Source organism: Gaiella sp. (genome assembly GCF_035558935.1).
Classification (GTDB): domain Bacteria; phylum Actinomycetota; class Thermoleophilia; order Gaiellales; family Gaiellaceae; genus Gaiella.
The window spans coordinates 1-25,540 of the sequence record NZ_DATMBZ010000008.1; the positions used below are offsets into that span (position 1 = coordinate 1).

27 protein-coding genes are annotated in these 25,540 nt (G+C 71.6%); 9 read left to right on the forward strand and 18 right to left on the reverse strand.

Features of this window, described 5'->3' with window-relative positions:
* The 8 genes from VNM44_RS00885 to VNM44_RS00920 form a co-directional block, all read right to left on the reverse strand.
* Nucleotides 1-102, reverse strand: a 102-nt coding sequence (locus VNM44_RS00885; RefSeq protein ID WP_325621635.1) for an S-adenosylmethionine synthetase N-terminal domain-containing protein, incomplete at its 3' end; no start/stop codon positions are given.
* Between the two features lie 49 nt (nucleotides 103-151).
* Nucleotides 152-1,108, reverse strand: a complete 957-nt coding sequence (locus VNM44_RS00890; protein ID WP_325621587.1) for an NAD(P)H-dependent glycerol-3-phosphate dehydrogenase — start codon at nucleotides 1,106-1,108, stop codon at nucleotides 152-154.
* A complete protein-coding gene (gene der, locus VNM44_RS00895; protein WP_325621589.1) occupies nucleotides 1,108-2,427 on the reverse strand; it encodes a ribosome biogenesis GTPase Der in 1,320 nt (439 codons plus the stop codon). The genes VNM44_RS00890 and der overlap by 1 nt, the downstream gene beginning before the upstream one ends.
* A 5-nt stretch (nucleotides 2,428-2,432) precedes the next feature.
* A complete protein-coding gene (locus VNM44_RS00900; RefSeq protein WP_325621591.1) occupies nucleotides 2,433-3,092 on the reverse strand; it encodes a lysophospholipid acyltransferase family protein in 660 nt (219 codons plus the stop codon).
* Complete coding sequence (cmk, locus tag VNM44_RS00905) at nucleotides 3,089-3,727, reverse strand: (d)CMP kinase (RefSeq protein ID WP_325621593.1); 639 nt, start codon at nucleotides 3,725-3,727, stop codon at nucleotides 3,089-3,091. Before cmk ends, VNM44_RS00900 begins: the two co-directional genes overlap by 4 nt.
* 27 nt (nucleotides 3,728-3,754) lie before the next feature.
* Nucleotides 3,755-5,083: a 3-phosphoshikimate 1-carboxyvinyltransferase gene (aroA, locus tag VNM44_RS00910; protein ID WP_325621595.1), complete on the reverse strand. Its 1,329-nt coding sequence runs from the start codon at nucleotides 5,081-5,083 to the stop codon at nucleotides 3,755-3,757.
* Between the two features lie 155 nt (nucleotides 5,084-5,238).
* Nucleotides 5,239-6,330, reverse strand: coding sequence for a prephenate dehydrogenase/arogenate dehydrogenase family protein (locus VNM44_RS00915; RefSeq protein ID WP_325621596.1), 1,092 nt, complete (start codon nucleotides 6,328-6,330; stop codon nucleotides 5,239-5,241).
* A 39-nt stretch (nucleotides 6,331-6,369) separates the two neighbouring features.
* A complete protein-coding gene (locus tag VNM44_RS00920) occupies nucleotides 6,370-7,722 on the reverse strand; it encodes a class II 3-deoxy-7-phosphoheptulonate synthase (RefSeq protein ID WP_325621597.1) in 1,353 nt (450 codons plus the stop codon).
* A gap of 172 nt (nucleotides 7,723-7,894) precedes the next feature.
* Between VNM44_RS00920 and trpS the strand changes: the two genes are divergently transcribed.
* Together trpS and VNM44_RS00930 are read left to right on the forward strand one after the other, a co-directional pair.
* A complete protein-coding gene (gene trpS / locus VNM44_RS00925; RefSeq protein WP_325621598.1) occupies nucleotides 7,895-8,875 on the forward strand; it encodes a tryptophan--tRNA ligase in 981 nt (326 codons plus the stop codon).
* Nucleotides 8,872-9,927 carry a hypothetical protein gene (locus tag VNM44_RS00930; protein ID WP_325621600.1) on the forward strand — a complete coding sequence of 352 codons (1,056 nt, stop codon included), beginning with the start codon at nucleotides 8,872-8,874 and terminating at the stop codon, nucleotides 9,925-9,927. The genes trpS and VNM44_RS00930 overlap by 4 nt, the downstream gene beginning before the upstream one ends.
* Before the next feature lie 2 nt (nucleotides 9,928-9,929).
* Here VNM44_RS00930 and VNM44_RS00935 read toward each other — a convergent pair whose 3' ends face one another.
* Nucleotides 9,930-10,622 carry a pseudouridine synthase gene (locus tag VNM44_RS00935; protein WP_325621602.1) on the reverse strand — a complete coding sequence of 231 codons (693 nt, stop codon included), beginning with the start codon at nucleotides 10,620-10,622 and terminating at the stop codon, nucleotides 9,930-9,932.
* A gap of 33 nt (nucleotides 10,623-10,655) precedes the next feature.
* Between VNM44_RS00935 and VNM44_RS00940 the strand changes: the two genes are divergently transcribed.
* Nucleotides 10,656-11,861, forward strand: a complete 1,206-nt coding sequence (locus VNM44_RS00940; RefSeq protein WP_325621604.1) for an aminopeptidase — start codon at nucleotides 10,656-10,658, stop codon at nucleotides 11,859-11,861.
* Nucleotides 11,862-11,886: 25 nt separating this feature from the next.
* On the opposite strand, the gene VNM44_RS00945 is transcribed toward VNM44_RS00940, so the two are convergent.
* From VNM44_RS00945 to VNM44_RS00965, 5 genes are all read right to left on the reverse strand, one after another.
* Nucleotides 11,887-12,504, reverse strand: coding sequence for a DJ-1/PfpI family protein (locus VNM44_RS00945; RefSeq protein WP_325621606.1), 618 nt, complete (start codon nucleotides 12,502-12,504; stop codon nucleotides 11,887-11,889).
* Nucleotides 12,505-12,616: 112 nt separating this feature from the next.
* Nucleotides 12,617-13,234: an SMC-Scp complex subunit ScpB gene (gene scpB, locus VNM44_RS00950; RefSeq protein ID WP_325621608.1), complete on the reverse strand. Its 618-nt coding sequence runs from the start codon at nucleotides 13,232-13,234 to the stop codon at nucleotides 12,617-12,619.
* Entirely contained in the window at nucleotides 13,213-13,971 is a 759-nt protein-coding gene (locus VNM44_RS00955) for a segregation and condensation protein A (protein ID WP_325621610.1), read from the reverse strand. The genes scpB and VNM44_RS00955 overlap by 22 nt, the downstream gene beginning before the upstream one ends.
* A 10-nt stretch (nucleotides 13,972-13,981) precedes the next feature.
* Entirely contained in the window at nucleotides 13,982-14,866 is an 885-nt protein-coding gene (lgt, locus tag VNM44_RS00960; RefSeq protein WP_325621612.1) for a prolipoprotein diacylglyceryl transferase, read from the reverse strand.
* A gap of 12 nt (nucleotides 14,867-14,878) precedes the next feature.
* Nucleotides 14,879-15,319, reverse strand: a complete 441-nt coding sequence (locus tag VNM44_RS00965; RefSeq protein WP_325621614.1) for a VOC family protein — start codon at nucleotides 15,317-15,319, stop codon at nucleotides 14,879-14,881.
* A gap of 71 nt (nucleotides 15,320-15,390) precedes the next feature.
* On the opposite strand from VNM44_RS00965, the gene VNM44_RS00970 reads away from it, so the two are divergent.
* Nucleotides 15,391-15,753, forward strand: a complete 363-nt coding sequence (locus tag VNM44_RS00970; RefSeq protein WP_325621616.1) for a hypothetical protein — start codon at nucleotides 15,391-15,393, stop codon at nucleotides 15,751-15,753.
* A gap of 142 nt (nucleotides 15,754-15,895) precedes the next feature.
* Here the strand turns inward: VNM44_RS00970 and VNM44_RS00975 are convergent, their stop codons facing one another.
* The gene (locus VNM44_RS00975) at nucleotides 15,896-16,312 is read right to left on the reverse strand and encodes a cyclic nucleotide-binding domain-containing protein (RefSeq protein ID WP_325621619.1); all 417 of its coding nucleotides are present in this window, start codon (nucleotides 16,310-16,312) and stop codon (nucleotides 15,896-15,898) included.
* Nucleotides 16,313-16,480: 168 nt separating this feature from the next.
* Here VNM44_RS00975 and VNM44_RS00980 point away from each other — a divergent pair, with 168 nt between their 5' ends.
* Complete coding sequence (locus VNM44_RS00980) at nucleotides 16,481-16,681, forward strand: hypothetical protein (protein WP_325621621.1); 201 nt, start codon at nucleotides 16,481-16,483, stop codon at nucleotides 16,679-16,681.
* A gap of 19 nt (nucleotides 16,682-16,700) precedes the next feature.
* Here the strand turns inward: VNM44_RS00980 and dnaE are convergent, their stop codons facing one another.
* The gene (gene dnaE / locus VNM44_RS00985; RefSeq protein ID WP_325621623.1) at nucleotides 16,701-20,090 is read right to left on the reverse strand and encodes a DNA polymerase III subunit alpha; all 3,390 of its coding nucleotides are present in this window, start codon (nucleotides 20,088-20,090) and stop codon (nucleotides 16,701-16,703) included.
* Nucleotides 20,091-20,462: 372 nt separating this feature from the next.
* On the opposite strand from dnaE, the gene VNM44_RS00990 reads away from it, so the two are divergent.
* The 3 genes from VNM44_RS00990 to VNM44_RS01000 all read left to right on the forward strand — a co-directional run bounded on the left by VNM44_RS00990 (nucleotide 20,463) and on the right by VNM44_RS01000 (nucleotide 22,992).
* A complete protein-coding gene (locus tag VNM44_RS00990) occupies nucleotides 20,463-21,398 on the forward strand; it encodes a TIGR01777 family oxidoreductase (protein ID WP_325621625.1) in 936 nt (311 codons plus the stop codon).
* Between the two features lie 120 nt (nucleotides 21,399-21,518).
* Nucleotides 21,519-22,568, forward strand: a complete 1,050-nt coding sequence (gene rsgA, locus VNM44_RS00995; protein ID WP_325621627.1) for a ribosome small subunit-dependent GTPase A — start codon at nucleotides 21,519-21,521, stop codon at nucleotides 22,566-22,568.
* A 37-nt stretch (nucleotides 22,569-22,605) separates the two neighbouring features.
* Nucleotides 22,606-22,992 carry a CBS domain-containing protein gene (locus VNM44_RS01000; protein WP_325621629.1) on the forward strand — a complete coding sequence of 129 codons (387 nt, stop codon included), beginning with the start codon at nucleotides 22,606-22,608 and terminating at the stop codon, nucleotides 22,990-22,992.
* Here VNM44_RS01000 and VNM44_RS01005 read toward each other — a convergent pair.
* Entirely contained in the window at nucleotides 22,989-23,837 is an 849-nt protein-coding gene (locus VNM44_RS01005) for an isocitrate lyase/phosphoenolpyruvate mutase family protein (protein ID WP_325621631.1), read from the reverse strand. The genes VNM44_RS01000 and VNM44_RS01005 overlap by 4 nt on opposite strands.
* Before the next feature lie 38 nt (nucleotides 23,838-23,875).
* Between VNM44_RS01005 and VNM44_RS01010 the strand changes: the two genes are divergently transcribed.
* On the forward strand, nucleotides 23,876-24,193 hold the full coding sequence (locus VNM44_RS01010; protein WP_325621633.1) for a hypothetical protein: 318 nt from the start codon (nucleotides 23,876-23,878) through the stop codon (nucleotides 24,191-24,193).
* Nucleotides 24,194-24,229: 36 nt separating this feature from the next.
* Here VNM44_RS01010 and VNM44_RS01015 read toward each other — a convergent pair.
* Nucleotides 24,230-25,540 (reverse strand): transketolase-like TK C-terminal-containing protein (locus VNM44_RS01015; RefSeq protein ID WP_414652947.1); only part of this gene is annotated, 1,311 nt, incomplete at its 5' end.

Below are 25,540 nucleotides of genomic sequence, written 5' to 3' on the forward strand. Positions count from 1 at the left end.
CAGGACGGCGTCGAGGACGGCGTCGGAGATCTGGTCGGCGATCTTGTCGGGATGACCCTCCGTCACCGACTCCGACGTGAACTGGAACGTGCGCGCTGCCATGGGCGCGTCGAACCTTAGCCGGGATCTCCGGCGCCGCCAGCCGCGGCGGTCACTCGACCGTCGGGTCGCGGCGCATCAGCTGTCCGACCAGCTCCGAGAGCGCGACGCCGTCGAGGACGGCACAGACGCCTTCGGTGATCGGCATCTCGACGTCGAGCCGGTGCGCGAGGTCGCGCAACGTCGGTGCCGTGGTCAGCCCCTCGACGGCCATGCCGATCGAGCGCGCGGCCTCGTCCGGCGTCATTCCCTGCGCGACGAGCTCCCCGCAGCGGCGGTTGCGGCCGGACGGCGACCAGCACGTGACGATGAGATCGCCCATCCCGGCGAGGCCGGCGAATGTCTCTGGCCGGGCGCCGGCGACCTCGGCGAGCCGGCCCATCTCGGCGAGGCCGCGCGTGACCAGCGCCGCCTTCGCGTTGTCGCCGAGCCCGAGCCCGTCCGCCCCGCCTGCCGCGAGCGCGATCACGTTCTTCGCCGCGGCGCAGAGCTCCACGCCGACGAGGTCGTCGTTCACGTAGACGCGGAAGGCCGTCGAGTTGATCGCCAGCTGCAGCTGCACCGCGAGGGGCAGGCTGTCGCACGCGATCACAGCCGCGGCCGGAAGCCCTCGGGCGACCTCCTCGGCGATGTTGGGGCCGGAGAGGACCGCTGCGGGCCGATCCCGCACCAACGACGACAGCCGGTCGCCGGTCGTCGGGTCGAGCCCCTTCGTGAGGCTCAGGATCGGCGCGGTGCCCGGCAGTGCCGCGACGACCTCGCCGAACGAGGCGCTCGGAACCGCGACCACGACGAGGTTCGCAGTCCCGAGCGGCGCCTCCTCGACCGTCGCGGCGTCCACGCCCCGGAGCTCGATCGCCGTCAGGTAGCGCGGGTTGTGCCCCGTCTCGCGGATCGCCTCGACCTGCGCCGGGTCGCGGCACGCGAGCGTCACCGCGTGACCGTGGTCGCGGAGCAGCCGCGCGAAGGCGGTGCCCCACGAGCCACCGCCGACGACGACGATCTCCATCACTCCGACCGTTGGAAGTCGATCGAGACGGGAACGCCCTGGAGCTCGAACCGAGCGCGCAGCTCGTTCTCGACCCAGTAGCCGTAGTCGCGGGTGACGAGCCTCGGGTCGTTGACGTACACGCGTAGGCGCGGCGGCCGTGTTGCGGTCTGGGTCGCGTAGAGGAGCTTCAGCCTGCGCCCGCGCTCGCCCGAGGGCCCCGGGCGGGCCTCCTTGAGCTCGCCGAGCGCCTTGTTGAGCGCCGGGGTCGGGATGCGCGTCACGTGCTTCGCGAAGAGCGTCTCGGCGTGGTCGAGCAGCCTCTGCAGCCCGCGGCCCGTCTTCGCGGAGACGGCGACGGCAGGGGGCCGCTGGCGGAGGCGGCGGTTCAAGAGGCCGCGCGTCTCCTGGAGGTCGACCGTGGTGACGTCCCACTTCGAGAGGACGACGAGGGTCGAGCAGCCGGCCTTGCGGGCTATGTCGGCGACTGCGAGGTCCTGCTCGACGACCCCCTCCGAGGCATCGACGAGGACGAGGGCGACGTCGGCTCGCTCCGCGGCTTCGAGCGCCCGGAGCTCGGAGTAGTACTCGATGCCCTGCCGCTGGCGGCGCTTGCGCCGCAGGCCCGCAGTGTCGACCAGCAGGAAGGTCGCCTCGCCGCGGGTCAGCACCGTGTCGATCGTGTCGCGGGTCGTCCCCGGGACGTCGGAGACGATCACGCGCTCCTCGCCGAGCAGGGCGTTCAGGAGCGACGACTTCCCGACGTTCGGACGGCCGAGGATGGCCACGCGGATCGCCTCCTCGCCGACGATCGCCTCGTCCCGCCCGGGGAGCCTCGAGACGACGTCGTCGAGGAGGTCGCCGGTGCCGTGGCCGTGCAACGCCGAGAGTGGGAACGGATCGCCGAGGCCGAGCCGGTGGAACTCGACCGCATCGAGGTCGCGGCGCGGGTCGTCGATCTTGTTGGCGAGCACGATCACAGGCTTGTCCGCTGCACGGAGGATCGCCGCGAGCTCCTCGTCGCCCGGTGTGATCCCCGCACGCGCGTCGACGACGAAGAGGACGAGATCGGCCTCCGCGATCGCAGCGCGCGCCTGCTCCGCGATGTGACGCCCGAACGGGCCCCGGTCGGCCTCGTCGACGCCTCCCGTGTCGACGAGACGGAAGGTGACACCGTTCCAGTCCGCGAGCAGTTCCTTGCGGTCGCGCGTGACACCCGCCGTCTCGTGCACGACCGCCGCGCGGCTCTCGGTCAGCCGGTTGACGAGCGTCGACTTGCCGACGTTCGGGAAGCCGACGATCGCCACGGTGCCGGCGCTTCTGAGCTCGGGCTCGTCCACGGCTCCTAGCGGCGTTCCGCCCCGGGCGGGACACCGTCCGGCCGGCCGAGGCGATGTGCGTCGACGAGCCAGTCGAACAGGCGACGGATCTCGGCCTGCACGAGCGCCGAGGCCTCCTTGTAGCCCTTGCCGCCCTTCGGCAGGCCCTCGAAGGTCATCGGCTCGCCCCAGGCGATCGACACAGGGCGGAAGGTGCCGGGCTTCCACGTCTGCGTCCCGTGGATCGCGACCGGGACGATTGGCGCGTCCTCCTGCAGCGCGACCATGGCCGCGCCGGGCTGCACGAGGCCCGGAACGCCGGAGCGCTGACGCGTGCCCTCGACGAACAAGCCGAGCGCGTGCCCGTCGGCGACGATCCGCCGCATCGTCCTCACCGCTTCGCGGTCCGACTCGCCACGTCTCACCGGAAAGCAGCCGAACGTCCGGATGAACGCCCCGAACCCCGGCACTCTGTGCGCCTCGATCTTCGCCATGTAGTAGAGGACCCGCGGGCTCGAGGCGCCGAGCACGGCCGGGTCGAGCCAGTGGAAGTGGTTCGACGCGACCACGATGCCTCCGTCGAGCGGGACTCTGTCTTCTCCGTAGACCTTGAGTCGCGAGCCGAGCGTGGCCGCGAGCCCGATCGTCGGGCGCCCGAGCGCCCAGGTGACGTCCGGGAGGCTCATCCCACCCCTGCTCTCGCCTCGTCGACGAGCGTCGTGATTCGCTCGATCACCTCGGGCAGCGAAAGCTCGGTCGTGTCGACCGCGATCGCGTCGGGCGCACGGTGCGTGTTCGGGGCGTCGCGGGCGTCGCGGCGGCGGAGCTCCTCTGCGAGCTCGTCCATCCCGAGCCCGTCCCGCTCCGCGTGCCTGCGCCGGGCGCGGACGGCCGGGTCGGCGACGAGCCAGATCTTGACCTCCGCGTCGGGAACGACGACCACGCCGATGTCCCGGCCCTCGATCACCGAGTCGCCTTCGCGGCCGAGCGCGCGCTGCCGCTGCCGCATCACCGCGCGCACCTCAGGGTGACGCGCGACCACCGGGACGGCCGCGTCGATCTCCGGCTCGCGGATGCGCTGCGTGACGTCCGTGCCGGCAATCGTCACGGTGCCCCGCTCGCCGAACCCGACCGGGGTCGCATCTGCGAGCGCCTCGAGCGCGGGGCCGTCGTCGAGCGGCACGCCCTCGTGGAGCGCGAGCCACGTGAGCGCGCGGTACATCGCTCCGGTGTCGAGGTAGCGGAAGCCGAGGCGCTCCGCGAGCGCCTTCGCGACGGAGCTCTTTCCCGCTCCAGCCGGGCCGTCGATCGCCACGATCATCGCGGCGGAGGTTAGACGGTCGGCGCTCTAGTAACGGTCGGGCTGCTCGACGGCCGACGTGCGGCGGAGCTCTTCCAGCATCTCGAAGAAGCCCGGGAAGCTGACGTCCACGACGTCGGCGCCCTCGATCCGCACGCCGTCGCGCGACGCGAGGCCCGCGACGGCGGCGAGCATCGCGAGCCGGTGGTCGCCGCGACTCGCGATCCGTCCGCCCCGCGGCCGCGCGGGTACGCCGGTGACGGCGAAGCCGTCGTCCCTCCCCTGGGCCCGAACGCCGATCGCGCGCAGCGCGTCGACCGTCGCGTCGATGCGGTCGCTCTCCTTCGCCCTGAGCTCCTTCGCGCCTCGAAGGACGCTCGTGCCGCGCGCGCACGCCGCGGCGAGCGCGAAGAGCGGCAGCTCGTCGATCGCGCGCGGCACCTCGGCCGTCGTGACGGTCGTGGCGACGAGAGGCGCGGAATGGATCTCGAGGTCGCCGCCCGGTTCGTCGCCGATCGGCCGGCGGTTGTAGACGGTGACATTGGCACCCATCCGCTCGAGGATGTCGAGCAGACCGGTGCGGCGTGGGTTGAGGTTGACGCCGTGGACGTGGAGCTCCGATCCGGGGACGAGCGTCGCCGCGACGACGAAGGGCGCCGCCGAGGAGAAGTCGCCGGGGACCTCCGTCTCGCCGAGCGACAGCCGCTCGGCGCGGCGGACCGTGACGCTCGTCGGCCGGGTCGTGATCGGCGCCCCCGCGGCGGCGAGCATCCGCTCCGTGTGGTCCCGCGTCGGGGCCGGCTCGACCACCGTCGACTCCCCGTCGGCGTAGAGCCCGGCAAGCAGGACCGCCGACTTCACCTGGGCGCTCGCGACCGGCAGCGCGTAGTCGATCCCGTGGAGCGCGCCCCCCTCGATCCGCAGGGGGAGATGGCCGTCGGTCGTCTCGACCGTGGCCCCCATGCGCCGAAGCGGCTCCGCGATGCGCTCCATCGGCCTGCGTGAGAGCGACTCGTCGCCGGTCAGCTCGAAGGTGTTCCCGTCCTGGCCCGCGAGGAGCCCGGCGATCAGCCGGACGAGCGTGCCCGCGTTCGCGCAATCGATCGGCCGGCCGGGGACGGTGAGCCCGCGCAGGCCCTTGCCGAAGACGCGAAGGGTGTCCGCGCCGTGCTCGTAGACCTCGATCCCGAGCGCCCGGACGGCGGCGATGGTCGCCTCCGTGTCGGCGGAGCGGCCGAACCCGGTGATGCGCGTCTCACCGTCGCAGATCGCGCCGATCAGGACGGCGCGGTGCGAGATCGACTTGTCGCCCGGTACGGCGAGGTGGCCGATGAGCCGTGGAGTAGCCTCGACGACGAGCGCCGCGCCGGCGCTCACGGTGTCCTCCGGAGACGTGTCCGGAGCGGCCCTCTTGACGAAAACCGGTCTCTGAGGCCGCTCTTCGTCAAGTGCTGCCTCGACGGGCCGGGATCGCTCTCTCCATCCCGATTGTCAGCACAATTGTCACGCCAAGTCTTCCACAGCCCTGTGGATCACTCGTCGATCACCGGCGACGCGACGACGCCGTAGCCCTGCTGCTCGAGGAGCTCCGCTGCGCGCGCCGCCTCGCCCTCGCCCGAGACGAGGACGGTCAGCGAGCCGCCGCGCTCGGACGACACGTGGTCGAGCTCGAAGTCCTCGACGTTGATCCGCTCTGCGCCGAGCGCCTGGAAGATCCCGGCGAGCACGCCGGGGCGGTCTGAGATGTGGATCCGTAGCCGGTGCAGATCGCCCGGATCGGCGAAGGCGGTCGCGAGCATTCGCCGCCGGTGTCCGCTCGCCTCGCCGATCCACCGCGCGAGGAACCCGGCGTCGCCCGCCGCGAGTGCGCGCTCGACCTGCTCGAGCTGCCGGCGCTGCTCTGCGAGAGCGGCGGCGAGGGCCTCGCGGTTGTCGAGGAAGATGTCGACCCAGATGCGAGGGTTGGCGCCGCCGATCCGCGTCATGTCCTTGAGCGAGCCGCCTGCCGCCTGCAGCGGGTCGTGCCCGTCGATCCTGGTCGCGCCTGCCTGGTTCAGGAGGATGTTCGCGAGGACGTGAGGGAGATGGCTCGTCACCGCGACGAGCCGGTCGTGAGCGTCCGGCCCGATGGCGACCGGCCGCGCGCCGAGCGCCGTGACCAGCCAGTGGACGACGCGGAGCCGCTCCGGCGCCGTTGCGGCTGTCGGGGTCAGAAACCACGTCGCGCCGTCGAACAGCTCGGCGGTCGCGCGTTCGGGGCCCCGCGTCTCGGCCCCGCAGATCGGATGACCGCCGACGAACCGGGGATCGCCCCCTGCTGCGGCCGCGACCGGCTGCTTCGTCGACCCGACGTCGCTGACCGCGCAGGCCTCGGGGGCCATGTCCAGGACCTGCCTCACGACCGCGGGGAGCTCGCCGACCGGCGCCGCGACGAGAACGGCGTCGGAGCTCGAGACGGCCTCCTGCAGGCTCGCCGCGGGCTCGACGGCCCCACGATCGGCGGCGACCGCGAGGAATGCACCGTCGGGATCCCAACCGAGGACGCGCGCAACTCCGGCGCGTCGCGCGGCAAGCCCGACGGAAGCGCCGATCAGCCCTGTGCCGACCACGGCGAGACGAGCCACGCTCATGAGTTCTCTGGCGGCAGGAACGCCGAAAGGCGCTCATGCCGCCCGCATCATCTCCGCGACGCGGAAGGCGAGATCGAGCGACTGGCGGACATTGAGCCGCGGATCGCAGAGCGTCTCGTAGCGATGGTCGAGTTGCTCCTCGAGAACGCCTTCCGAGCCGCCGAGGCATTCCGTCACGTCCTCGCCGGTGATCTCGAGGTGGACGCCGCCCGGCCACGAGCCGACCTCGCGGTGGGCGCCGAAGAACCCCTCGATCTCGCGCAGGACGTCGTCGAAGCGCCTGGTCTTGTGCCCGGAGGGGGTGACGAACGTGTTCGCGTGCATCGGATCGCAGGCCCAGAGAACGGGCACGCCGGTCTCGCGAACAGCGCGCAGCAGCGGTGGCAGCGCCTCGCGGACGCGGTCGGCTCCGAGGCGGGTGACGAGCGTCAGGCGGCCTGGGGTCCGGTGCGGATTGAGTCGCTCGCAGAGCGCGACGAGCTCGTCCGGCGTCGCGTCCGGCCCGATCTTGACGCCGACCGGGTTCTCGACGCCCGTGAGGAACTCGACGTGCGCGCCGTCGGGCTGGCGCGTCCGCTCACCTGCCCAGAGGAAGTGCGCGGAGCACGCGTACCAGTCCCCCGTCGTCGAGTCGCGGCGGACGAGCGGCTCCTCGTAGTCGAGGAGGAGCGCTTCGTGGCTCGTCCAGACGTCGACCTCGTGGATCGTGCGCTCGTCGCCGAGGTCGATGCCGATCGCCTGCATGAATCGCAGCGCGCGGCCGATCTCGTTCGCGATCACCTCGTAGCGGCGTCCCTCGAGGGAGCTCGCGACGAACTCCTGGTTCCACGTGTGGACCTGCGTGAGGTCGGCGAAGCCGCCCTTCGTGAACGCGCGCAGCAGGTTGAGCGTCGAGACCGCCTGGTAGTAGGCCTGCACCATCCGCTCGGGGTCGGGGACGCGCGCCTCGGGCGTGCGCTCGTCGGAGTGCACCGCGTGGCCGCGAAACGACGGCAGCTCGACGCCGCCGAGGCGCTCCGTGAGAGCCGAGCGCGGCTTCGTGAACTGTCCCGCGATCCGTCCGACCTTCACGACCGGGAGGGTCGCGCCGTAGGTCAGCACCGCCGACATCTGGAGCAGCACCTTGAGCCGCTCCCGGATCGCGACCGCCGACACGTCGCGGAACGACTCCGCGCAGTCACCGGCCTGGAGGAGGAACGCGCGTCCCTCGACTGCCTCCCCGAGCGCCCGGCGCAGTGCCCGCGCCTCGCCCGCGAACACGAGCGGCGGCAGCTGCCGGAGACGCTCCCGGACAGCGTCGACGGCGGCCGGATCCGGCCACTCGGGCTGCTGTAGCGCATGCAGCGCGCGCCACGACGACGGCGTCCAGGGCTGGGCGACGGCCATGGGTCGAGTGTATCCGGGGCCTTCTTGACGCTTCGCGCCAAGAACGGCTAGAAGTACTGCATGCCGAACGTCGACCGCCACCACCTGTTCTGGCGCATGCCCACGCATTCGTACCTCGGCGGCCGGCAGGTCTTCTAGTCCTTTCGGTCGCTCAGCGAGCGAAAGGAACCTCGTGATCATCTTCTCCGGCATCCAGCCGACGGGCGACAAGCACCTCGGCAACTACATCGGCGGTTTCCGCCAGTACGCGCAGACGCAGGAGCTCGGCGAGGCGTTCTTCTGCATCGTCGACCTGCACTCGATCACGGTCGAGCACGACCCGCGCGACCTGCACGACCGCACGCTCGACCTGTTCTCCATGCTGATCGCGACCGGGCTCGACCCGGAACGGTCGACCGTCTTCGCCCAGAGCCATGTGACCGCGCACGCCGAGGCGAGTTGGCTGCTCTCGGCCGTCACCTCCTACGGCCAGCTCGGCCGCATGACCCAGTTCAAGGACAAGGCGGATCGCCGCGAGTTCGTGTCGGCGGGCCTCTTCACGTACCCCGTGCTGATGGCGGGCGACATCCTTCTGTACCGCGCCGACCGGGTCCCGATCGGCGACGACCAGCGTCAGCACCTGGAGCTCGCGCGCGACGTCGCGGAGCGGTTCAACGCCCGCTTCGGCGAGACGTTCGTCGTGCCGGAGGGCATCTATCCCGAGGTCGGAGCGCGGATCATGGACCTCCAGGAGCCGACGCGGAAGATGTCGACGACCGGAGGCACCGAGCAGGGCACCGTGAAGGTGCTGGACGAGCCGGACGCGATCCGCAAGAAGTTCCGCTCGGCAGTCACCGATTCCGGACGCGAGATCCGCCGCGGGGACGACAAACCGGGCGTCTCCAACCTGATCGACATCCTCGCGGTGGCGACGGAGCGCTCACCCGGCGAGATCGAGGTGTCGTACGAGGGCACGGGCTACGGGGATCTCAAGCGCGACGTCGGCGAGGCCGTCGTCGAGCTCCTCACGCCCGTCCGCGAGCACTATCTCGAGCTCCGCGCGGACGAGGCGGAGCTGCTGCGACTGCTCGCACTCGGCGCGGAGAAGGCACGGGCTGCGTCGACGCCGACGCTCGAGACGATGTACGAGCGGATGGGCTTCGTGCGGCTGTGACCCGCACGCTCGCGATCACGGCGGGGATCTTCGCCGTCGCGATCGCGGGCGGTGTCCTCCACTACACGGACGCCGAGCCGGTGGTGACGTTCGTCGTGACCGGCGCGGCGCTCGGCGGCGTCGCCTGGACGATCGGCATCGCGACGGAGTCGGTCGGCGCGCGGTACGGACCGGCAGTCACCGGCGCGCTGCAGTCGACGCTGGGGAATCTCCCCGAGCTCTTCATCGTGCTCTTCGCGCTCTCGGCGGGTGAGCTCGTCGTCGCCCAGTTCTCGATCCTCGGCTCCCTCTTCGCGAACGCTCTCCTCGTGCTCGGGCTCGCGATCGTGGCGGGCTCGACGAAGCAGCCCGACGGGACGATGACGTTCGGGGCGCGGCTCCCGAACGACACCGCGACGCTGCTGATCCTCGCCGTCTTCCTGATCTCGATCCTCGGACTCTCCGACCAGGTGGGCGACCGCGCGAGCCACCACCAAGTCGAGATCTCGGTCGTCGGCGCGATCTGCCTCCTCGTCGTGTACGCCGCCTGGCTCGTCGGCTACCTCCGGTCCGATCGCACCGCCGAGGCGGCGCTCGTCGAATCGAAACACTCGGTGCTGCCGTTCGGGTGGGCGATCGTGCTGCTCGCGGTCTCCGGCGTCCTCGCCGCGCTCGTCTCGGAGTGGTTCGTCGACGCGATCGATCCCGCCGTCGAGGCGCTCGGGATCTCGAAGGCGTTCACCGGCCTCGTGATCGTCGCGATCGCCGGGAACGCAGTCGAGAACGTCGTGGCCGTGCAGCTCGCCGCGAAGGGCCAGAACGACCTCGCGATCTCCGTCGTGAAGAACTCGGTCGCCCAGATCGCGTGCTTCCTGTGGCCGGTGCTCGTCCTCGCCTCGCTGTTCTTCGAGGAGCGGCTGACCTTCGTCGTCGATCCGGTGTTCCTCGGCGCATTGGCGCTCACCGCGATCGCGATCTGGCAGATCACCGGCGACGGCCGGGCGGCGCTCTACGAAGGTCTCGCGCTCGTCAGCCTCTACGTCGTCCTCGCGACGCTCGTCTGGTTCGAGTAGGCCTACAACCCCACGAGGCGCCGCAGCGCGCGCACCTCGTCGCGCTTCAGGTCGCGCCAGTCGCCGGGCCGCAGCCTGCCCGGGCCGAGACCTGCGTAGCGCGACCGCCGGAGCCGGACGATCGGGTGCCCGACGGCCTCGAGCATCCTGCGCACCTGCCGGTTCCGGCCCTCGTGGAGCACGAGCTCGAGCTGCGACGGCCCGAGCCGGCGCACCCGCGCCGGGGCCGTGCGGCCGTCCTCGAGCTCGACCCCCTCCGCGAGGGCTTTCAGGACGTCGTCGCCGGGCTCGCCCTCGACCTCGGCGACGTAGGTCTTCTCGACGCCGTAGCGCGGATGAGCGAGGCGGTGGGCGAGCGGCCCGTCGTTCGTCAGGAGCAGCACGCCCGTCGTGTCGCGGTCGAGCCGCCCCACCGGGACGACCCGTGTGTCGCCGCCGACGAGGTCGACGACGGTCGGCCGGCCTTTCGGATCTCGGGCGGTCGTGATCGTCCCGCGCGGCTTGTTGAGGAGGACGTGACGGAGCGCCTGCTTCCCCACCTCGCGGCCGTCGACGAGGACGACGCTCGTCCCCTCGACGAAGGTGTTGAGCTCGCCCGCACGGCCGTCGACCGTCACCCGGCCGGCCTTGATCAGCTCGTCGGCGCCGCGACGCGACGCGACGCCGGCCCGGGCAAGGTACGCGTTCAGCCGCACGACGCCATTCTTGCGCGGCTAGGCTCCCGGCCCGTGGGTGACTACGCCGACCTCACCCGGCGGCTGGCCGACCTCGTCGTCGGCTACGGCGCCAACGTCCAGCCTGGCCAGATCGTCGGCGTGACCACGTATCCGGGCAAGGAGGAGCTCACCCGCGAGATCGCGCGGGCCGCCTACGAGCGCGGAGCGCGCTGGGTGGACGTCTGGGTGTTCGACACCCGCGTCAAGCGGGAGCGCCTGCTGCACGCCGACGAGTCGACGCTCGACTTCGTTCCCGCCTGGATGATCGACCGGCTCGAGTGGCTCTCCGACGAGCATGCCGCGCGCGTGACCCTGAACGGCCCCGCGGATCCGGAGGCACTCGTAGGCGTCGACCCCGCCCGGGCGGGACGAGACGTGCTCCCGTACCTCCCGAACACCGGCGACGTCGTCAATAGCGGGACGACGAACTGGTGCGTGGCGCCCGCGCCGACGCGTGGCTGGGCATCGCTCGTCTACCCGGACCTCGACGGGGACGCGGCGTACGACCGTCTCTGGGAGGCGATCGCGCACGTCTGCCGGCTCGACGAGCCCGACCCGGCAGAGGCCTGGCGCGAGCGAGCGCGCCGTCTCGAAGGCATCGCCACGATCCTGACCGGGCGCCGCTTCGACGCGATCCGCCTCTACGGGCGGGGAACCGACCTCACGGTTGGCCTCATGCCGACCTCGGTCTGGCACGCCGCGGACTTCACCACGGTCGACGGCCTCCGCCATTTCCCGAACATCCCGAGCGAGGAGATGTTCACCACGCCCGATCCCAAGCGCGCGGACGGTCACGTCACGGCGACGCGGCCGCTCGAGGTCTACGGCGCGATGATGGACGGGATCCGCGTCGAGTTCGCCGGCGGCAGGGCCGTCCGCATCGACGCCGACAGCGGCGCCGACACCCTCCGCTCGATCGCAGCCAAGGACGAGGGCTCCTCACGCCTCGGGGAGCTGGCGCTCGTCGACGGCGAGGGACGTATCGGGCCGCTCGGCACGACGTTCTACGAGACGCTCCTCGACGAGAACGCCGCAAGCCACATCGCCCTCGGCAACGGCTACGACCTCGGTGTCGAGTCCGCCGAGGACAAGGCCCGCGTCAACCAGTCCTCGGTTCACGTCGACTTCATGATCGGCTCGCCGGAGCTCGACGTCGACGGCCTCACCGCGGGCGGCGAGGCGGTGCCGCTCCTCCGCGGCGGCGCCTGGCAGGTGTGACCCAGCCCGGGGCGCGCAGGTATTCCTACACCGGCGGCTCGGGGTCGTACTGGATGTAGCGGCGCACCTCGCGCGCCCGCTCCACCGAGTGCAGCCGCGCGACGAGGTGGAGCGCCATGTCGATTCCCGCCGACACGCCCGCGGCGGTGACGATCTCGCCGCTGTCGACGAACCGGTCGTCGGGCCGCACCTCGATCGTCGGATCGAGCTCGGCGAGCCTTTCGAGCGAGCCCCAGTAGGTGGTGGCCGGCCGGTCGCGTAGCAGGCCCGCCGCGGCGTAGACGATCGCGCCCGTGCACACGCTCGTCATCAGCGTGCCACCGTCGCGCAGCTCACGGAGCCGCACGAGGACCTTCTGGTCGGCGAGCTCGCGCCGCGTGCCGACGCCGCCCGGATAGACGAGAACGTCGATCGCGGGTGCCGTCTCCCACGTGTGGTCGGCGAGCACGCGCAGTCCCTTCGCGCAGGTGATCGGCTCCGTCGTCGACGCGACGGTGAACGCCTCCACGCCGTCGTCGGGCCACTGCGTCGCCCACGCTGCGAGCACCTCCCACGGGCCCGCGAAGTCGAGCTCCTCCGCGCCGTCGAACAAAGCTACCGCGATCCGCGTCACGACCGCGTCCGGAAGAGGTGTTGCGCCCACGAAGGGGACGCCTTGAGGGATGTGCCCCTGCCGCAGGCAGGGGCTCCGAGCGGCGGGAATCCGCTCGGCGGATCCCCGCTTGCGGACGAGAACAGGACAGCCGCGATGCGGGTCACGAGGCGCGTGCTTCGGCGACGGCGAGCAGCCGCTCGCGGATCGCCTCGGGCTCGCCGCCGAGGTCGTCGAGCCGCGGCAGCTCGGCGAGCGTGTCGAGCCCGAAGACGCGCTCGAACAGCGGCGTCACCCGGTAGCGGACCGCGCCTCCCGGACCGCTCTCGCGCCCGGCCTCCGCGACGAGGCCGCGCTCGACGAGCGATGCGACCGCCGAATCGGCGGCGACACCGCGCACGCGCGCGATCTCCGGGCGTGAGACGGGCCCCATGTAGGCGACGATCGCCAGCGTCTCGAGGGCAGCCTGCGAGAGACCGCGCTCGACGGGCCGCTCGAACAGGCGCCCGCACGCCTCCGCGGCCTCGCGCGACGCACGGAACGCGTACCCACCGGAGACGCGCTCGAGCACGATCCCGCTGCGGGTCTCGGCGAAGCGCTCGCGCAGGAGGCCGAGAGCGGTCTCGACGCGTTCGGCGTCGTCAGCGGTCGCGGCCGCGAGCTCGTCGACGGTGAGCGGCTGGGAAGCGACGACGAGCAGGGCCTCGATCGTGCGTGCGAGGGCGTCGATCGGCGTGCCGACGATCGTGTCGGCGGAGATCAGGCGGAGCGGACGGTCCACGCGTGTGTCCTTTCTGCCTCGTCGCGCGAGACACGGATGGGGGCGAAGGGAGCAGCCTGCGCGAGGGCGACCTCGCCGGCCTTGCGCAGCTCGAGCAGCGCGAGGAATGCCACGGCCTGCTCGACCCGCGAGAGGCCCGCGACCTCGCCGTCGAAGTCGAACACGCGCCGGCGGCGGAGGACGGCGCGGAAACGCTCGAGGAACTGGGCGACGGGCGGGAAGCGAAGGGCCATGTGCGAGAGAGACACCTTCGGCGGCGGGACGGCCAACCCTCTGAGGGCCGCCGCGAGCTGAATGGGATCCTGGTCTGCGAGCCGTCGCTCGGCGCGCGGCGCGAGCGGAGCCGGTCCGAGCCGGAAGTACCGTTCGCGTTCGCCCTCGAGCCGTTCGCGCAGCCAGACGGCGGCCTCCTTCATGCGCCGGTACTCGGCGAGCCGCCGCGCGAGCTCCTCGGCCGCCTCCTCGGGCTCGAGCTCTGCGAGCTCCGCGCCCTCCTCCGGGAAGAGCTGGCGGGCCTTGATCTCGAGGAGCGCGGCGACGAGCACGAGGAACTCGCCGCAGGCGTCGAGATCGATCCGGTCGCCGGCGGTGAGGTGTTCGACGAACGCCACGACGATGGAGGCGATGTCGATCTCCGCCGGCTCGAGCTGCTCCTTCAGGATCAGCGTGAGGAGGAGGTCGAACGGGCCCTCGAACGCGTCGAGGTCCAGCTCGAGGTCGCGAACCGCCGACGGCACGGCCCGGAATCTAGCCGGGCGGTCGGACGCGCTTGCCGTGCGGGACGGCCATCTTCCGCGCCGGCGCGACGGGCTTCGCCTTCCTCCTCCGCGGTCGCGCAGGGCGGTCCGAGCGTTGCGAGAGCACGTACCAGACCGTTCCCCCCGCGATCCCGAGCAGGGACACCCAGGCGTTGAGCCGAAGGCCCGCGATGTGGTGCGCCGGGTCGATCCGCAGGAGCTCCTCCCCGAACCGGCCGATGCAGTAGAGGACGATGTACGCGGCGAAGACACCGGGGGGCCGGGGTCGCAGGCGCCGCTCGATCACGTAGACGAGGAACGCGGCCGCCCCGAAGTCCCAGAGCAGCTCGTAGAGGAAGGTCGGGTGGAACGTCGCCTGGTCGAGGTGGTCGAGGGGCCGGTTGACCGGGTCGATCTCGAGCCCCCAGGGCAGGTCGGTCGGCTTGCCGAAGAGCTCCTGGTTCCACCAGTTCCCGAGCCGGCCGAGGCCCTGGGCGAGGAGCAGGCCGGGCGCGAGGCAGTCGGCGAGCAGCCAGACGTCGGCGCCGGCGCGCTTCGCGACGATGCCGCCGACGAGGCAGCCGAGCGCGATCCCGCCCCAGACGCCCAGCCCCCCGCGCCAGATCGCGAACACGCCCCACCACTCGTCGGGAACCTCGTTCCAGCTCGTGGCGATGTGGTAGAGCCGGGCTCCGACGATCCCTGCCGCAACCCCCCACACGGCGCAGCGGAAGATGAGATCCCAGTCGCCGCCGCGAGAGACCCAGCGACGGCCGGTGACCCACACGCAGAGCGCGATCGCCGCCAGCAAGGTCAGGCCGTACATGTGGAGCGTGAACGGGCCGACCTCGAGCGTGCCCGAGCTGGGCGAGGGAATGGATGCGAGAAGGCTCACCGCGCGCGCATCCTACGGCGCCTGTCCGATGCCCTTCGCGCGAAGCTCCGCGAGCGCGGCGTCCGTCTTGCCGAGGCCGTCGAGGCCCATTCCCGCGAGCACCTCCGGCGCCTTCGTGAACTGGATCTCCCGGTAGTCGACCACCTGGAGAAGGTTCCCCCACGGATCGTGAAGGTCGAGCGAGGGAGGCCGCGAGACCTCGATCCCCGCGGCGACGGCGGCCGCGCGCACCGCCTCCTTGTCGTCGACGACGATGCCGACGTGCCGATGCGCGTCCGGGGCGTCGCCCGCGGCCCGCATCAGGGCGACGAACTGGTCGCCCATGTCCACGAACGCCATCGACGGAGACCGGCCGCGCAGCGTGAGCCGACCGAAGAGCCGCTCCCAGAACGCGAGCGCTTCGTCGATCGAGCCGACCTCGAGCGCGACGTGGTTGATGCCGACCAGCGCCACGTCCGGAGCGTAGAGGGAACCCGCCCGGCTCCGGCGGTGTACGTCGTCCAAACGAGAGAGAGGAGCACCCCGTGCGCAGGTCGATCGCCGTTCTCGCAGTGCTCGCCGCCGTCGTGCCCGCCGCCGCTCTCGCGGGCGGCTGGGCGACCGTGCAGCTGAGCTCGACTCCGGCCGGAGTCGAGGCGCGTGCGCCGTGGGTCGTGAACCTGACGGTGCTCCAGCACGGGGTCACGCCGCTCGCGGGTGTGACACCCGAGGTTCGCATCACGCAGGGGACGATGCGCCGCGCGTTCGTGGCGCGGCCGACCGGCCGCGTCGGCGTCTACCGCGCGCGCGTCGTCTTCCCGCGCGCGGGCACGTGGCGCTGGACGATCTGGGACGGCTTCTCGCGCACCCATACGTACGCGCCGGTGCGCGTCGCACCGCCCGCCTGAGGTCGCGGAGGCGCATCCGTCGCGACGCCGAGCAGAGGAGGCAGTTGCGGCCCCGAAGGGGACGCCTTCAGGGATCTGCCCCGCCGCAGGCGGGGATCAAGCGGCAGGAATCCGCTCGGCGGATTCCTGCTTGCGCAACAAATCAGAGCGCGTCGGCGTGGAGCCGTTGCCCGAGGCTCTGGAGGACCTTCGTCGCGATCGACGGCATCTGCTCGATCAGCCCCCGGAACGCCCGGTCGGTGACGACGAGCAGGCGCACCGGCGCCGTCGCGGTCACGGTCGCGGTGCGCGGTACGTCGGAGACGAGCGCGATCTCGCCGATGAAGTCGCCGGCACCGAGGTCGCGCACGGTCTTCCCGGCGCGTGTCACGCGCACCGTCCCGTCGACGATCACGATGAACTCCCGGCCACGCTCTCCCTCGCGGATCAGCGTCGCCCCCTCGCCCAGGTCGAGCTCGTCGGCGAGCGCGGCGATCTTCTGGAGCTCCGCCTTCGAGCATCCCGCGAAGAGCGGCACGCCCTTCATCAGCTCGACCTTCGTGTCCTTCTGGAGCCGCATCCGGCGATCCTACGAAGCCGGAGGCTCGCACCGCAAGTCCCCGAGGATTTACAGCTCCTTCACCCGGGTACAGCAATTCCCAGACGAACGTCGCGTACAACTCGACAACCGGAGACGACGTTCGTGCGAATACCCAGGTGAGGAAGGACGTTCGTAGAAGAGAGCCCCATGTCGATCATCGATGTCACCGATACCAGCTTCGAGCTCGAGCGCGTCGAGCTGTGGCGCCTCGACACGCTCCAGCGCGCGGGGTACGACTCCGAGTCCGCAGCGGTCCTCGCAGCCTCGCCCGAGATCGACCTGCACTTCGCCGTCTCGCTCCTCGAGCGCGGCTGCTCGATCGATCTCGCCCTTCAGATCCTGCTGTGACGCGTGGCTGCGCGAGCGGCTACAGGAGGGCGACCGTGCCGCCCAGCACCGACCGCGCCTCGGCGATGAAGTCGGGGTCGGGACGGACGCGAAACTCGGGCCCGAGCGCGTAGGTCTTCGGCCCCTCGGACGTATCGAGCGCAAGGTAGACCGGCGAGTCGCCCGGGAACTCGCGCACGAGGCGCGCGAGCTCGCGGATCACGCCGGCGGGCGTCTCGCGCGCGTCCAGGGAGAACCGCACCTCGCGCCGCTCGGCCACCGCCTCGAACGCGGTCACCTCCGCGGCGACGACCTTCGTCTCGCCCTGCTGCTTGTGGTCGATGCGCCCCCGCACGATCAGGATCCGGTCCGTGACGCAGAGCTCCCGCGCCGCCTGGTAGGCCGAGTTGAAGACGACGACCTCGGCCGTCCCGGTCGGGTCGTCGAGGGTGAGGAAGACCATCGGATCGCCGCGCTTCGTCGTCAGGTGCTTGACGTCCGAGACGATCCCGCCCACGGTCACCGTTTCCCCGTCGCGTCGCCGCTCGAGCTCCGAGAGGGTGGCGTCCGTCTTCCGGCGCAACTGGTCGCGGACGCCCGAGAGCGGGTGCTCGGAGACGTAGAGCCCGAGCGTCTCCTTCTCGAGTCGCAGCAGCTCCTGCTTCTCGTACTCCGCGGTCGGGATCGCCGGGTGGTGTGCGGGCGCCGCCGGCGTCGACGCGTCGCCGAGGTCGAAGATCGACGCCTGGCCCATCAGCCGGTCGGCCGCGAGCTTCTGTCCGTGCCCGAGCGCCTGCTCGAGCACGGCGAGCATCCCCATCCGCGAGGCGCCGGTCGAGTCGAGCGCACCGCACTTGACGAGTGACTCGAGCGAGCGCTTGTTGACCACCTGCGGGTCGACGCGCTCGGTGAAGTCCCAGATCGACGCGAACGGCCCGCCGTCGGCCCGCGCGGCGACGATCCGCTGCGCCGCCGTCTCCCCAACGTTCTTCACGGCGTTCAGACCGAAGCGGATCTTCCCCTCGACGACCGCGAAGTCGACGGCGGACGAGTTGACGTCCGGCGGCAGCACCTCGATCCCCATCTCGTCGCAGGCGTTGACGTAGAACGGGACACGGTCCTTCGTGTTCATGACGCTCGAGATGAGCGCCGCCATGTACTCGCACGGGTGGTTCGCCTTCAGCCAGGCCGTCCGGTAGGCGATCAGGGCGTAGCACGCCGCGTGCGCCTTGTTGAAGGAGTAGTCCTGGGACGACTCCATGTCCTTCCAGAGCTGGTCTGCGACGGCGGGCGTGACGCCGTTCGCGGCGCAGCCGTCGAGGAACTTCCCCTTGAGCGAGGCCATCAGCTCGTGGATCTTCTTGCCGATCGCGCGGCGCAGCGTCTCGGCCTCCGCGGGCTCGAAGCCCGCGAGCTGCTTCGCGATCTGCATGTACTGCTCCTGGTAGACGCAGATGCCGTACGAGTCGCCGGTGATCGGCTCGAGCCTCGGGTCGATGTACGTCACGGCCTCGCGCCCGTTCTTGCGCGCGGCGTAGGTCGGGATGTACTGCATCGGGCCGGGCCGGTAGAGCGCGACGAGGGCGATCAGGTCCTCGAACTCCGTCGGCTTGACCGCGCGGAGCGCGTCGCGCATCCCCGACGACTCGAACTGGAAGACGCCGGTCGCGTCCGCCCGCGCGAGCATCTCGTATGTCTTGCGGTCGTCGAGGGGAAGCGATCCGATGTCGACGCCGCCGACCAGCTCGACCGCCTTGTCGATCACGTCGAGGTTGCGCAGGCCGAGGAAGTCGACCTTGAGGAGGCCGAGCGCCTCGACGTTCTTCATCGAGAGCTGGGTGACCACCTCGGCGTCGGGGCCCTTCTGCTGGAGCGGGACGACGTCGATCAACGGCTCGGCGCCGATCACGACCCCGGCGGCGTGGATGGAATCCGCCCGGGTGAGGCCCTCGAGGGGCCGCGCGAGGTCGACGATCTCCTTCGCGACGGGGTCGTCCGCGACCGCGCGGGCGAGCTCCTGCCCCGGCTTCAGCGCCTCCTCGAGCGTCTGGCCGGGGCCTTCCGGCACGAGCTTCGCGATGCGGTCGACGACGCCGTAGGGGATCTCGAGCACCCGGCCCGCGTCCCGCAGCGCGGCGCGAGCGGCCATCTTCGAGAAAGTGATGATCTGGGCGACACGGTCGCGCCCGTACTTCTCGGCGACGTAGTTGATCACGCGCTCTCGCCCGTCGACGGCGAAGTCGATGTCCATGTCGGGCATGTCCTTGCGCGCCGGGTTCAGGAAGCGCTCGAACAGCAGTCCGTAGCGGAGAGGGTCGATGTCGGTGATCTCGAGGCAGTAGGCGGCGAGCGAGCCGGCGGCGGAGCCGCGGCCGGGGCCGACCGAGACGCCGTTCCGCTTCGCGAAGCCGATGAAGTCGGCGACGATGAGGAAGTAGTCCGCGAAGCCCATCTCGCGGATCGTCTTGAGCTCGAAGCGGAGCCGCTCGTCGAGCTCCGGCGTCGAGGTGCCGTAGCGCCTGGCGAGGCCTTTCTCGCACAGCTCGACGAGGTAGTCGAACGCGTCGCGCCCGTCGGGCACGGGGAACTTCGGCAGCCGGATGCGGCCGAGCTCGAGCTCGACATTGCAGCGCTCCGCGACCTCGAGGCTGCGCCGGAGCGCCTCCTCGTGGCCGGGGAAGTCGAGGGCCATCTCGGCCGGCGTCTTGAAGTAGAACTCCTCCGCGCCGAAGCGCCACCGGTTCGGGTTCTTGAGCGAGTCGCCGGACTGGATGCAGAGGAGGGCCTCGTGGCTGTACGCATCCGTCGCGTCGAGGTAGTGGACGTCGCCCGTCGCGACGAGCGGGAGCTTCTGCCGTTCCGCCAGCCCGGGGAGCCCGCGGAAGGCAGCCTGCTGCACGTCGAGCCCGACGTTCTGGAGCTCGACGTATGTGTTGTCGCGCCCGAAGATCTGCGCGAGCCGGTCGAGCTCCGCCTCGGCGTCCGCGTCGCGCGCCTCGGAGAGCGCCCGTGAGACACGGCCCGAGAGGCAGCCGGAGAGCGCGATCAGGCCGGGCGCGTGGCGCTCGAGGAGCTCCCAGTCGACGCGGGGCTTGTAGTAGTAGCCCTGGAGGTAGCCGAGCGAGCAGAGCTTGACGAGGTTCGCGTAGCCGGTGTTGTCGGACGCCAGGAGGGTGAGATGCGCGTGGCCCTTCACCTGCGCGCGACGGTCGTCGACGACGTAGACCTCGCATCCGTAGATCGGCTTGATCCCCTGCGCCGCGGCGGCCTTGTGGAGATCGACCGCCCCGGCCATCGAGCCGTGGTCGGTGAGCGAGACGGCCGGCATCTCGAGGTCGGCGGCCTTCTTCGCGAGCGCCGGGATCCTGCACGCCCCGTCGAGGATCGAGTACTCCGAGTGGACGTGCAGATGGACGAACGGGGCGCTCACGGGAAGGCCATCGTACTTCCGGCGTGGGACGTTCCCGGATTGCGCGGAAGCGCACGATCCGGAGCAGGAGGGGAGGCTGAAGGCACGCCCGGCACGCCCCCGGCCAACCCGCCGTCCACGCCGGCTAGACCTTCCGCCGGGTGATCCCGGACTGGACAACGGCCTCGGATCGCCGATAACGGGAGCATGCGGCAGATGCCCATCTCTCTCAAGCTGGTGGCGGCGCTGAGCCTTCTTGCCGAGGCGACGGCTGCGGCGCTCGTCTTCTGGCACACCGGCCCCCGGGCGCGGTAGAGATCCCGGGCTCGGGGCTCAGGACGCTTGGGCGTGGCTTCAGCCTCGCCCCCTCCTCGCTGCTGCGACACTGGACGCGTGAAGGTCGCCATCACCGGTGCGTCGGGGCTCGTCGGCACGGCGCTCGTTCCCGCGCTCCGAGCGGCCGGGCACGACGTCGCGACGCTCGTCCGGCGCTCTCCGGCGGGCGAGGACGAGATCGAGTGGCACCCCGACGCGGGGACGATCGACGCGGCGCGACTCGCCGGCGTCGACGCCGTCGTGCACCTTGCAGGCGAGACGATCGGGCAGCGCTGGTCGACCGACGCGCGCCGGCGGATCCTCGGAAGCCGCGTCGACGGCACCGGCCTCGTCGCACGGACGATGGCGTCGCTCGAGCCGCGGCCGTCTGTCCTCGTCCAGGCTTCGGGAGTCGGCTTCTACGGGCTCGGCGGAGAGCCCGTCACCGAGGCGAGCCCCAAGGGCGCGGGGTTCGCCGCGGACGTCGTCGAGGCGTGGGAGCAGGCGGCCGGGCCCGCGCGCGAGGCGGGCATCCGCGTCGTCGCGCTCCGCACGGCGCCGATCCTCGACCGCAACGAGGGGCCGGTCGGGAGGATGCGGCTTCCCTTCCTGCTCGCACTCGGCGGCCGGGTCGGGAGCGGCAGGCAGTGGTGGAGCTGGGTCTCCCTGCCCGACGTGGTGCGCGCGTACCTGTACGCGCTCGAGAGCGACCTCTCGGGGCCGGCGAACGTGGTCGCGGGCGCCGTCACGAACGCGGAGTTCACGAAGGCTCTCGGGCTGGCCCTGCACCGGCCGACCGTCCTCCCTCTGCCGGCCCTCGCGGTCCGGCTCGCGTTCGGGCAGATGGGCGAGGAGCTCCTCCTCGGCGGCCAGCGGCCGCTGGCCGAGCGGCTCACGCAGACCGGCTTCGCGTTCCGGGACACCGACCTCGACCAAGCGCTCGCCGCCGCCCTCGCGCCGCGAGAGGAGGTCGGGCATACTGGCCCTGTCCCCGACGAAGGAGGTCGACGATGACCGATACCGCTTCCTCCGCGCCGCGCCCCGCGCGGCTCGTCGGCTGAACCACGAGACGGGCCTCTCGCGACGGGCGCACTGCGCGTCCTTCGTTCCGTAGTCCGAGAGGAGACCTTTCGCGTGCCCGATCTCACCACCCTCGGCTGGGATGACGCCCTCGCCGAGCAGTTCGCCCCGTACGCGGCGGATGGCCTCATCGCCGGCCGCGTCACGGTGCAGCACCGCGGCGCCTACGACGTGCTGACGGAGCCCGGAGAGCTCCGCTGCGACGTCGCCGGACGCCTCTACGAGGAGTCCCGATCGCCCGCCGACCTGCCGGCGGTGGGCGACTGGGTCGCCGTCGCGCCCCGCGCCGAGGAGGACGCCGGCACGATCCAGGCCGTCCTTCCTCGCCGCACGAAGTTCTCGCGCAAGACCGCCTGGCAGGCGGCCGAGGAGCAGGTTCTCGCCGCGAACGTCGACGTCGTCTTCATCGTCAGCTCCCTCAACGAGGACCTGAACCTGCGTCGTCTCGAGCGCTACCTCATCCTGGGGCGGGAGAGCGGCGCGCAGCCCGTCGTGCTGTTGACGAAGAGCGACCTCGCACACGACCCGGAGGGAGCGGTCGCCGCGGTCGAGGCGATCGCCGCTGACGTCCCCGTCCACACGCTGTCGAGCACGACGGGCGAGGGGCTCGACGCGGTGCGCTCGCACCTCCGCCCGGGCGTCACGGCTGCGCTGCTCGGCTCGTCCGGCGTCGGCAAGTCGACCCTCGTGAACACGCTCGCCGGCGAGGACCTGCTCGAGACGCAGGAGCTCCGCAGCGACGGCCAGGGGCGCCACACGACGTCTCGCCGCGAGCTCGTCCAGCTTCCCGGCGGGGCGCTCGTGATCGACACGCCGGGCATGCGCGAGCTCCAGCTGTGGGCCGCGGACGAGGCGCTCGAGGAGACGTTCGACGACGTGACGTCGCTGTTCGCGCAGTGCCGCTTCTCCGACTGCAGCCACGAGATCGAGCCGGGCTGCGCGGTCAAGGAGGCGATTGCGGACGGGACGCTGGCGCCGGAACGCTGGGAGAGCTACCTGAAGCTCGAGGCGGAGATGGCCGCGCTCGAACGGAGGCTCGACAAGCGCCTGGCCTCCGAAGAGCGCAAGCGCTGGCGGGCGCTCGCCCGGCAGCGCCGGCGGTGACTTCCCATCGCACAGGCGGAGGTCTACGATCGGCTCCATGCCGAGCGTGAGCGAGATCATGACCCCGGACGTGCTCGGGCTCGACCCCACGACGAGCCTGCTCGAGGCGGCCCGGCGCATGCACGAGCGGCGGGTCGGCGCGGTCGTCGTGACCGAGGGCGAGCGCCTCGTCGGCATCGTCACCGAGCGTGACGTCCTCCGCGCAGTCGCGACGGGCGGCCTCGACGGCCCGGTGGCGGACGCGATGACCCGCTCGCCCGAGACGATCGAGCCCGACGAGAGCGCGGGTCAGGCCGCGGCGCTGATGATCCACGGCGGCTTTCGGCACCTGCCGGTGGTCGACGGCGGCGACGTCGTCGGGATGGTCTCGATCCGCGACCTCGTGCGCGTCTCGGTCGACGACGAGGCGCCGCGGGGCGTCTAGGTCCCGAACGCCGCCTGCTTGTCCTCCTCGGAGAGGCGGCCCGCCGCGTAGGTCGACGTTCCCTCGCCGGAGAGCTCCCGGGCCGCGGCGGCGAGCGCCCCGTAGGCGGTCGCGGCCAACAGGCCCCCGGTCGAGACACGGCGGACGCCGAGCTTCGCGAGCTCCGGGACGGACGGGCCCACCGGGAGCGCGAGGACGTTGACCGGCACGCCGACCGCCTGGACGACGGCGGCGATCTGCTCCGCCGTGGTGAGCGCCGGGGCGTAGACGCAGTCCGCGCCCGCGTCCCGGTAGGCGATCAGGCGCGCGACCGTGTCGTCGAGGTCGTCGACGCCGTGGAGATGGTTCTCGGCACGGCCGGTGAGCACGAGCGGCGGGTCGAACGCCCGGGCCGCCTCCGCCGCGTCGGCGACGCGCTCGGCGGCGAGCGAGACGTCCTCGATCCGGCCCGTGACGGGGTTCCAATCCTCGATCGAGCAGCCCGCGGCGCCGGCCTCCCCGAGCAGGCGCACGGTCTGCCCCACCCCACCCGCGTCGTCGGGGAAGCAGCGCTCGCTGTCGACGTTGAGCGGCAGCTCCGTCGCGGTTGCAAGCGACTGGACATGGGCGACGAGCTCGCCGCGGGTGACCTCGCCGTCGAGCTTCCCGAGCGACCATGCGAAGCCCGCGCTCGTCGTCGCGAGCGCCTCGAACCCGAGCGTCGCCAGCAGCCGGGCGGAGCCGGCGTCCCAGGGGTTCGGCATCACGACGAGCTCGTCGCGAGCGTGGAGCTCGGCGAAGCGGCGGCGGTGTTCGGCTGACATGGCGACCTCCGGGACGAGAGCTCCCATCTTGACCTCCGGCATCTCTATCGTGTCGCCGCCACCGACCCGAGAGGAGAGCGATGCACTGTTCCGTCTGGCGGTTCACGGGCGACCCCGAGGCGCTCGAGCGCGGCTACCGCGAGCTGATGGCGCAGATCCCGGCCTCGAACCACGTGCTCCACGCGGCCGCCAGGACTCCCGACGGCCTTCTCATCTTCGACACGTGCCCCTCGGAGCAGGCGTACCACGCGTTCTTCGGCTCCGACCAGGTGCGCGCCCTCTTCGCGGAGCACGGTCTCCGGGAGGGCGTCGTGGAGGACTTCCCGCTCGTGGCGGCCTACGCGCGACGCAGCGAGGTCACGGACGCGACGTGGGATCAGCAAGCGGGGCGAGGCTGAAGCCATGCCCCTGACGCCCCGCCCTGCCTTCCACACTCATCTCTTCCAGGGCGGAACCGGCTCGGTGTCGAGCTCGTAGCGCTCGATCGCCCCGGCGACGACCGTCGGCTGGATCGTCCCCTCGTCGGCGAGCGCCTTCAAGGCCGCCACGACGATGTGGTAACGGTCGACCTCGAAGAAGCTCCGCAGCTTCACGCGGTAGTCGCTCCGGCCGAACCCGTCGGTGCCGAGCACGACGTACCGCCCCGGCACGTACGGGCGGATCTGGTCGGCGAACGTCCGGATGTAGTCGGTCGCCGCGACCTTCGGCCCCTCTCGCCCGCCGAGGCATTCCTCGACCCACGAACGTCGCTGCTCCTCCGTCGGGTGCAGCATGTTCCAGCGCTCGACCTCCATCCCGTCGCGCCGGAGCTCGGTGAAGCTCGTCGCGCTCCAGACGTCCGCCGCGACGCGAAAGTCGCTCGCGAGGAGCTCCGCAGCCGCCTCGACCTCGCGCAGGATCGCACCCGAGCCGAGGAGCTGGACGCGCGGCGCGTCTCCGTCGGGCGCCTCGCGGACGGGGTGCAGCCCGCGCAGGATCCCCTCCTCCGCGCCTTCCGGAAGCGGCGGATGGACGTAGTTCTCGTTCATGACGGTGAGGTAGTAGAAGACGTCCTCCTGCTCGGTGAGCATCCGTCGGAGGCCGTCCCGGACGATCACCGCGACCTCGTAGGCGTAGGTCGGGTCGTAGGCGACACAGTTCGGGATCACCGACGCGAGCACGTGCGAGTGCCCGTCCTCGTGCTGTAGGCCCTCGCCGTTCAGGGTCGTCCGGCCGGCGGTGCCGCCGATCAGGAAGCCCCGCGCGCGGCTGTCGCCCGCCGCCCACGCGAGGTCGCCGACGCGCTGGAAGCCGAACATGGAATAGAAGATGTAGAAGGGGATCATCGCCGTCCCGTGGTTCGCGTACGACGTGGCGGCGGCGAGCCAGGACGAGAAGGCGCCGGCCTCGTTGATTCCCTCCTGGAGGATCTGGCCGTGCTGATCCTCGCGGTAGAACATGAAGTCGCCGGCGTCCTCGGGCTCGTAGAGCTGGCCGACCTGGGAGAAGATCCCGAGCTGCCGGAACATCCCCTCCATCCCGAACGTCCGTGACTCGTCGGGGACGATCGGCACGATGCGCGGCCCGAGCGCGGCGTCGCGCACGAGCGTGTTGAGGATGCGGACGAGCGCCATCGTCGTCGAGTTCTCTCGCTCCCCGCTGCCCTCGAGCACGTTGTCGAAGGGCGCGGGCGTCGGGAGCGACCCGGCGTCCGTGTGCCGCGCGGGGAGGCTCCCGCCGAGCGCCTTGCGGCGCTCGAGCAGATG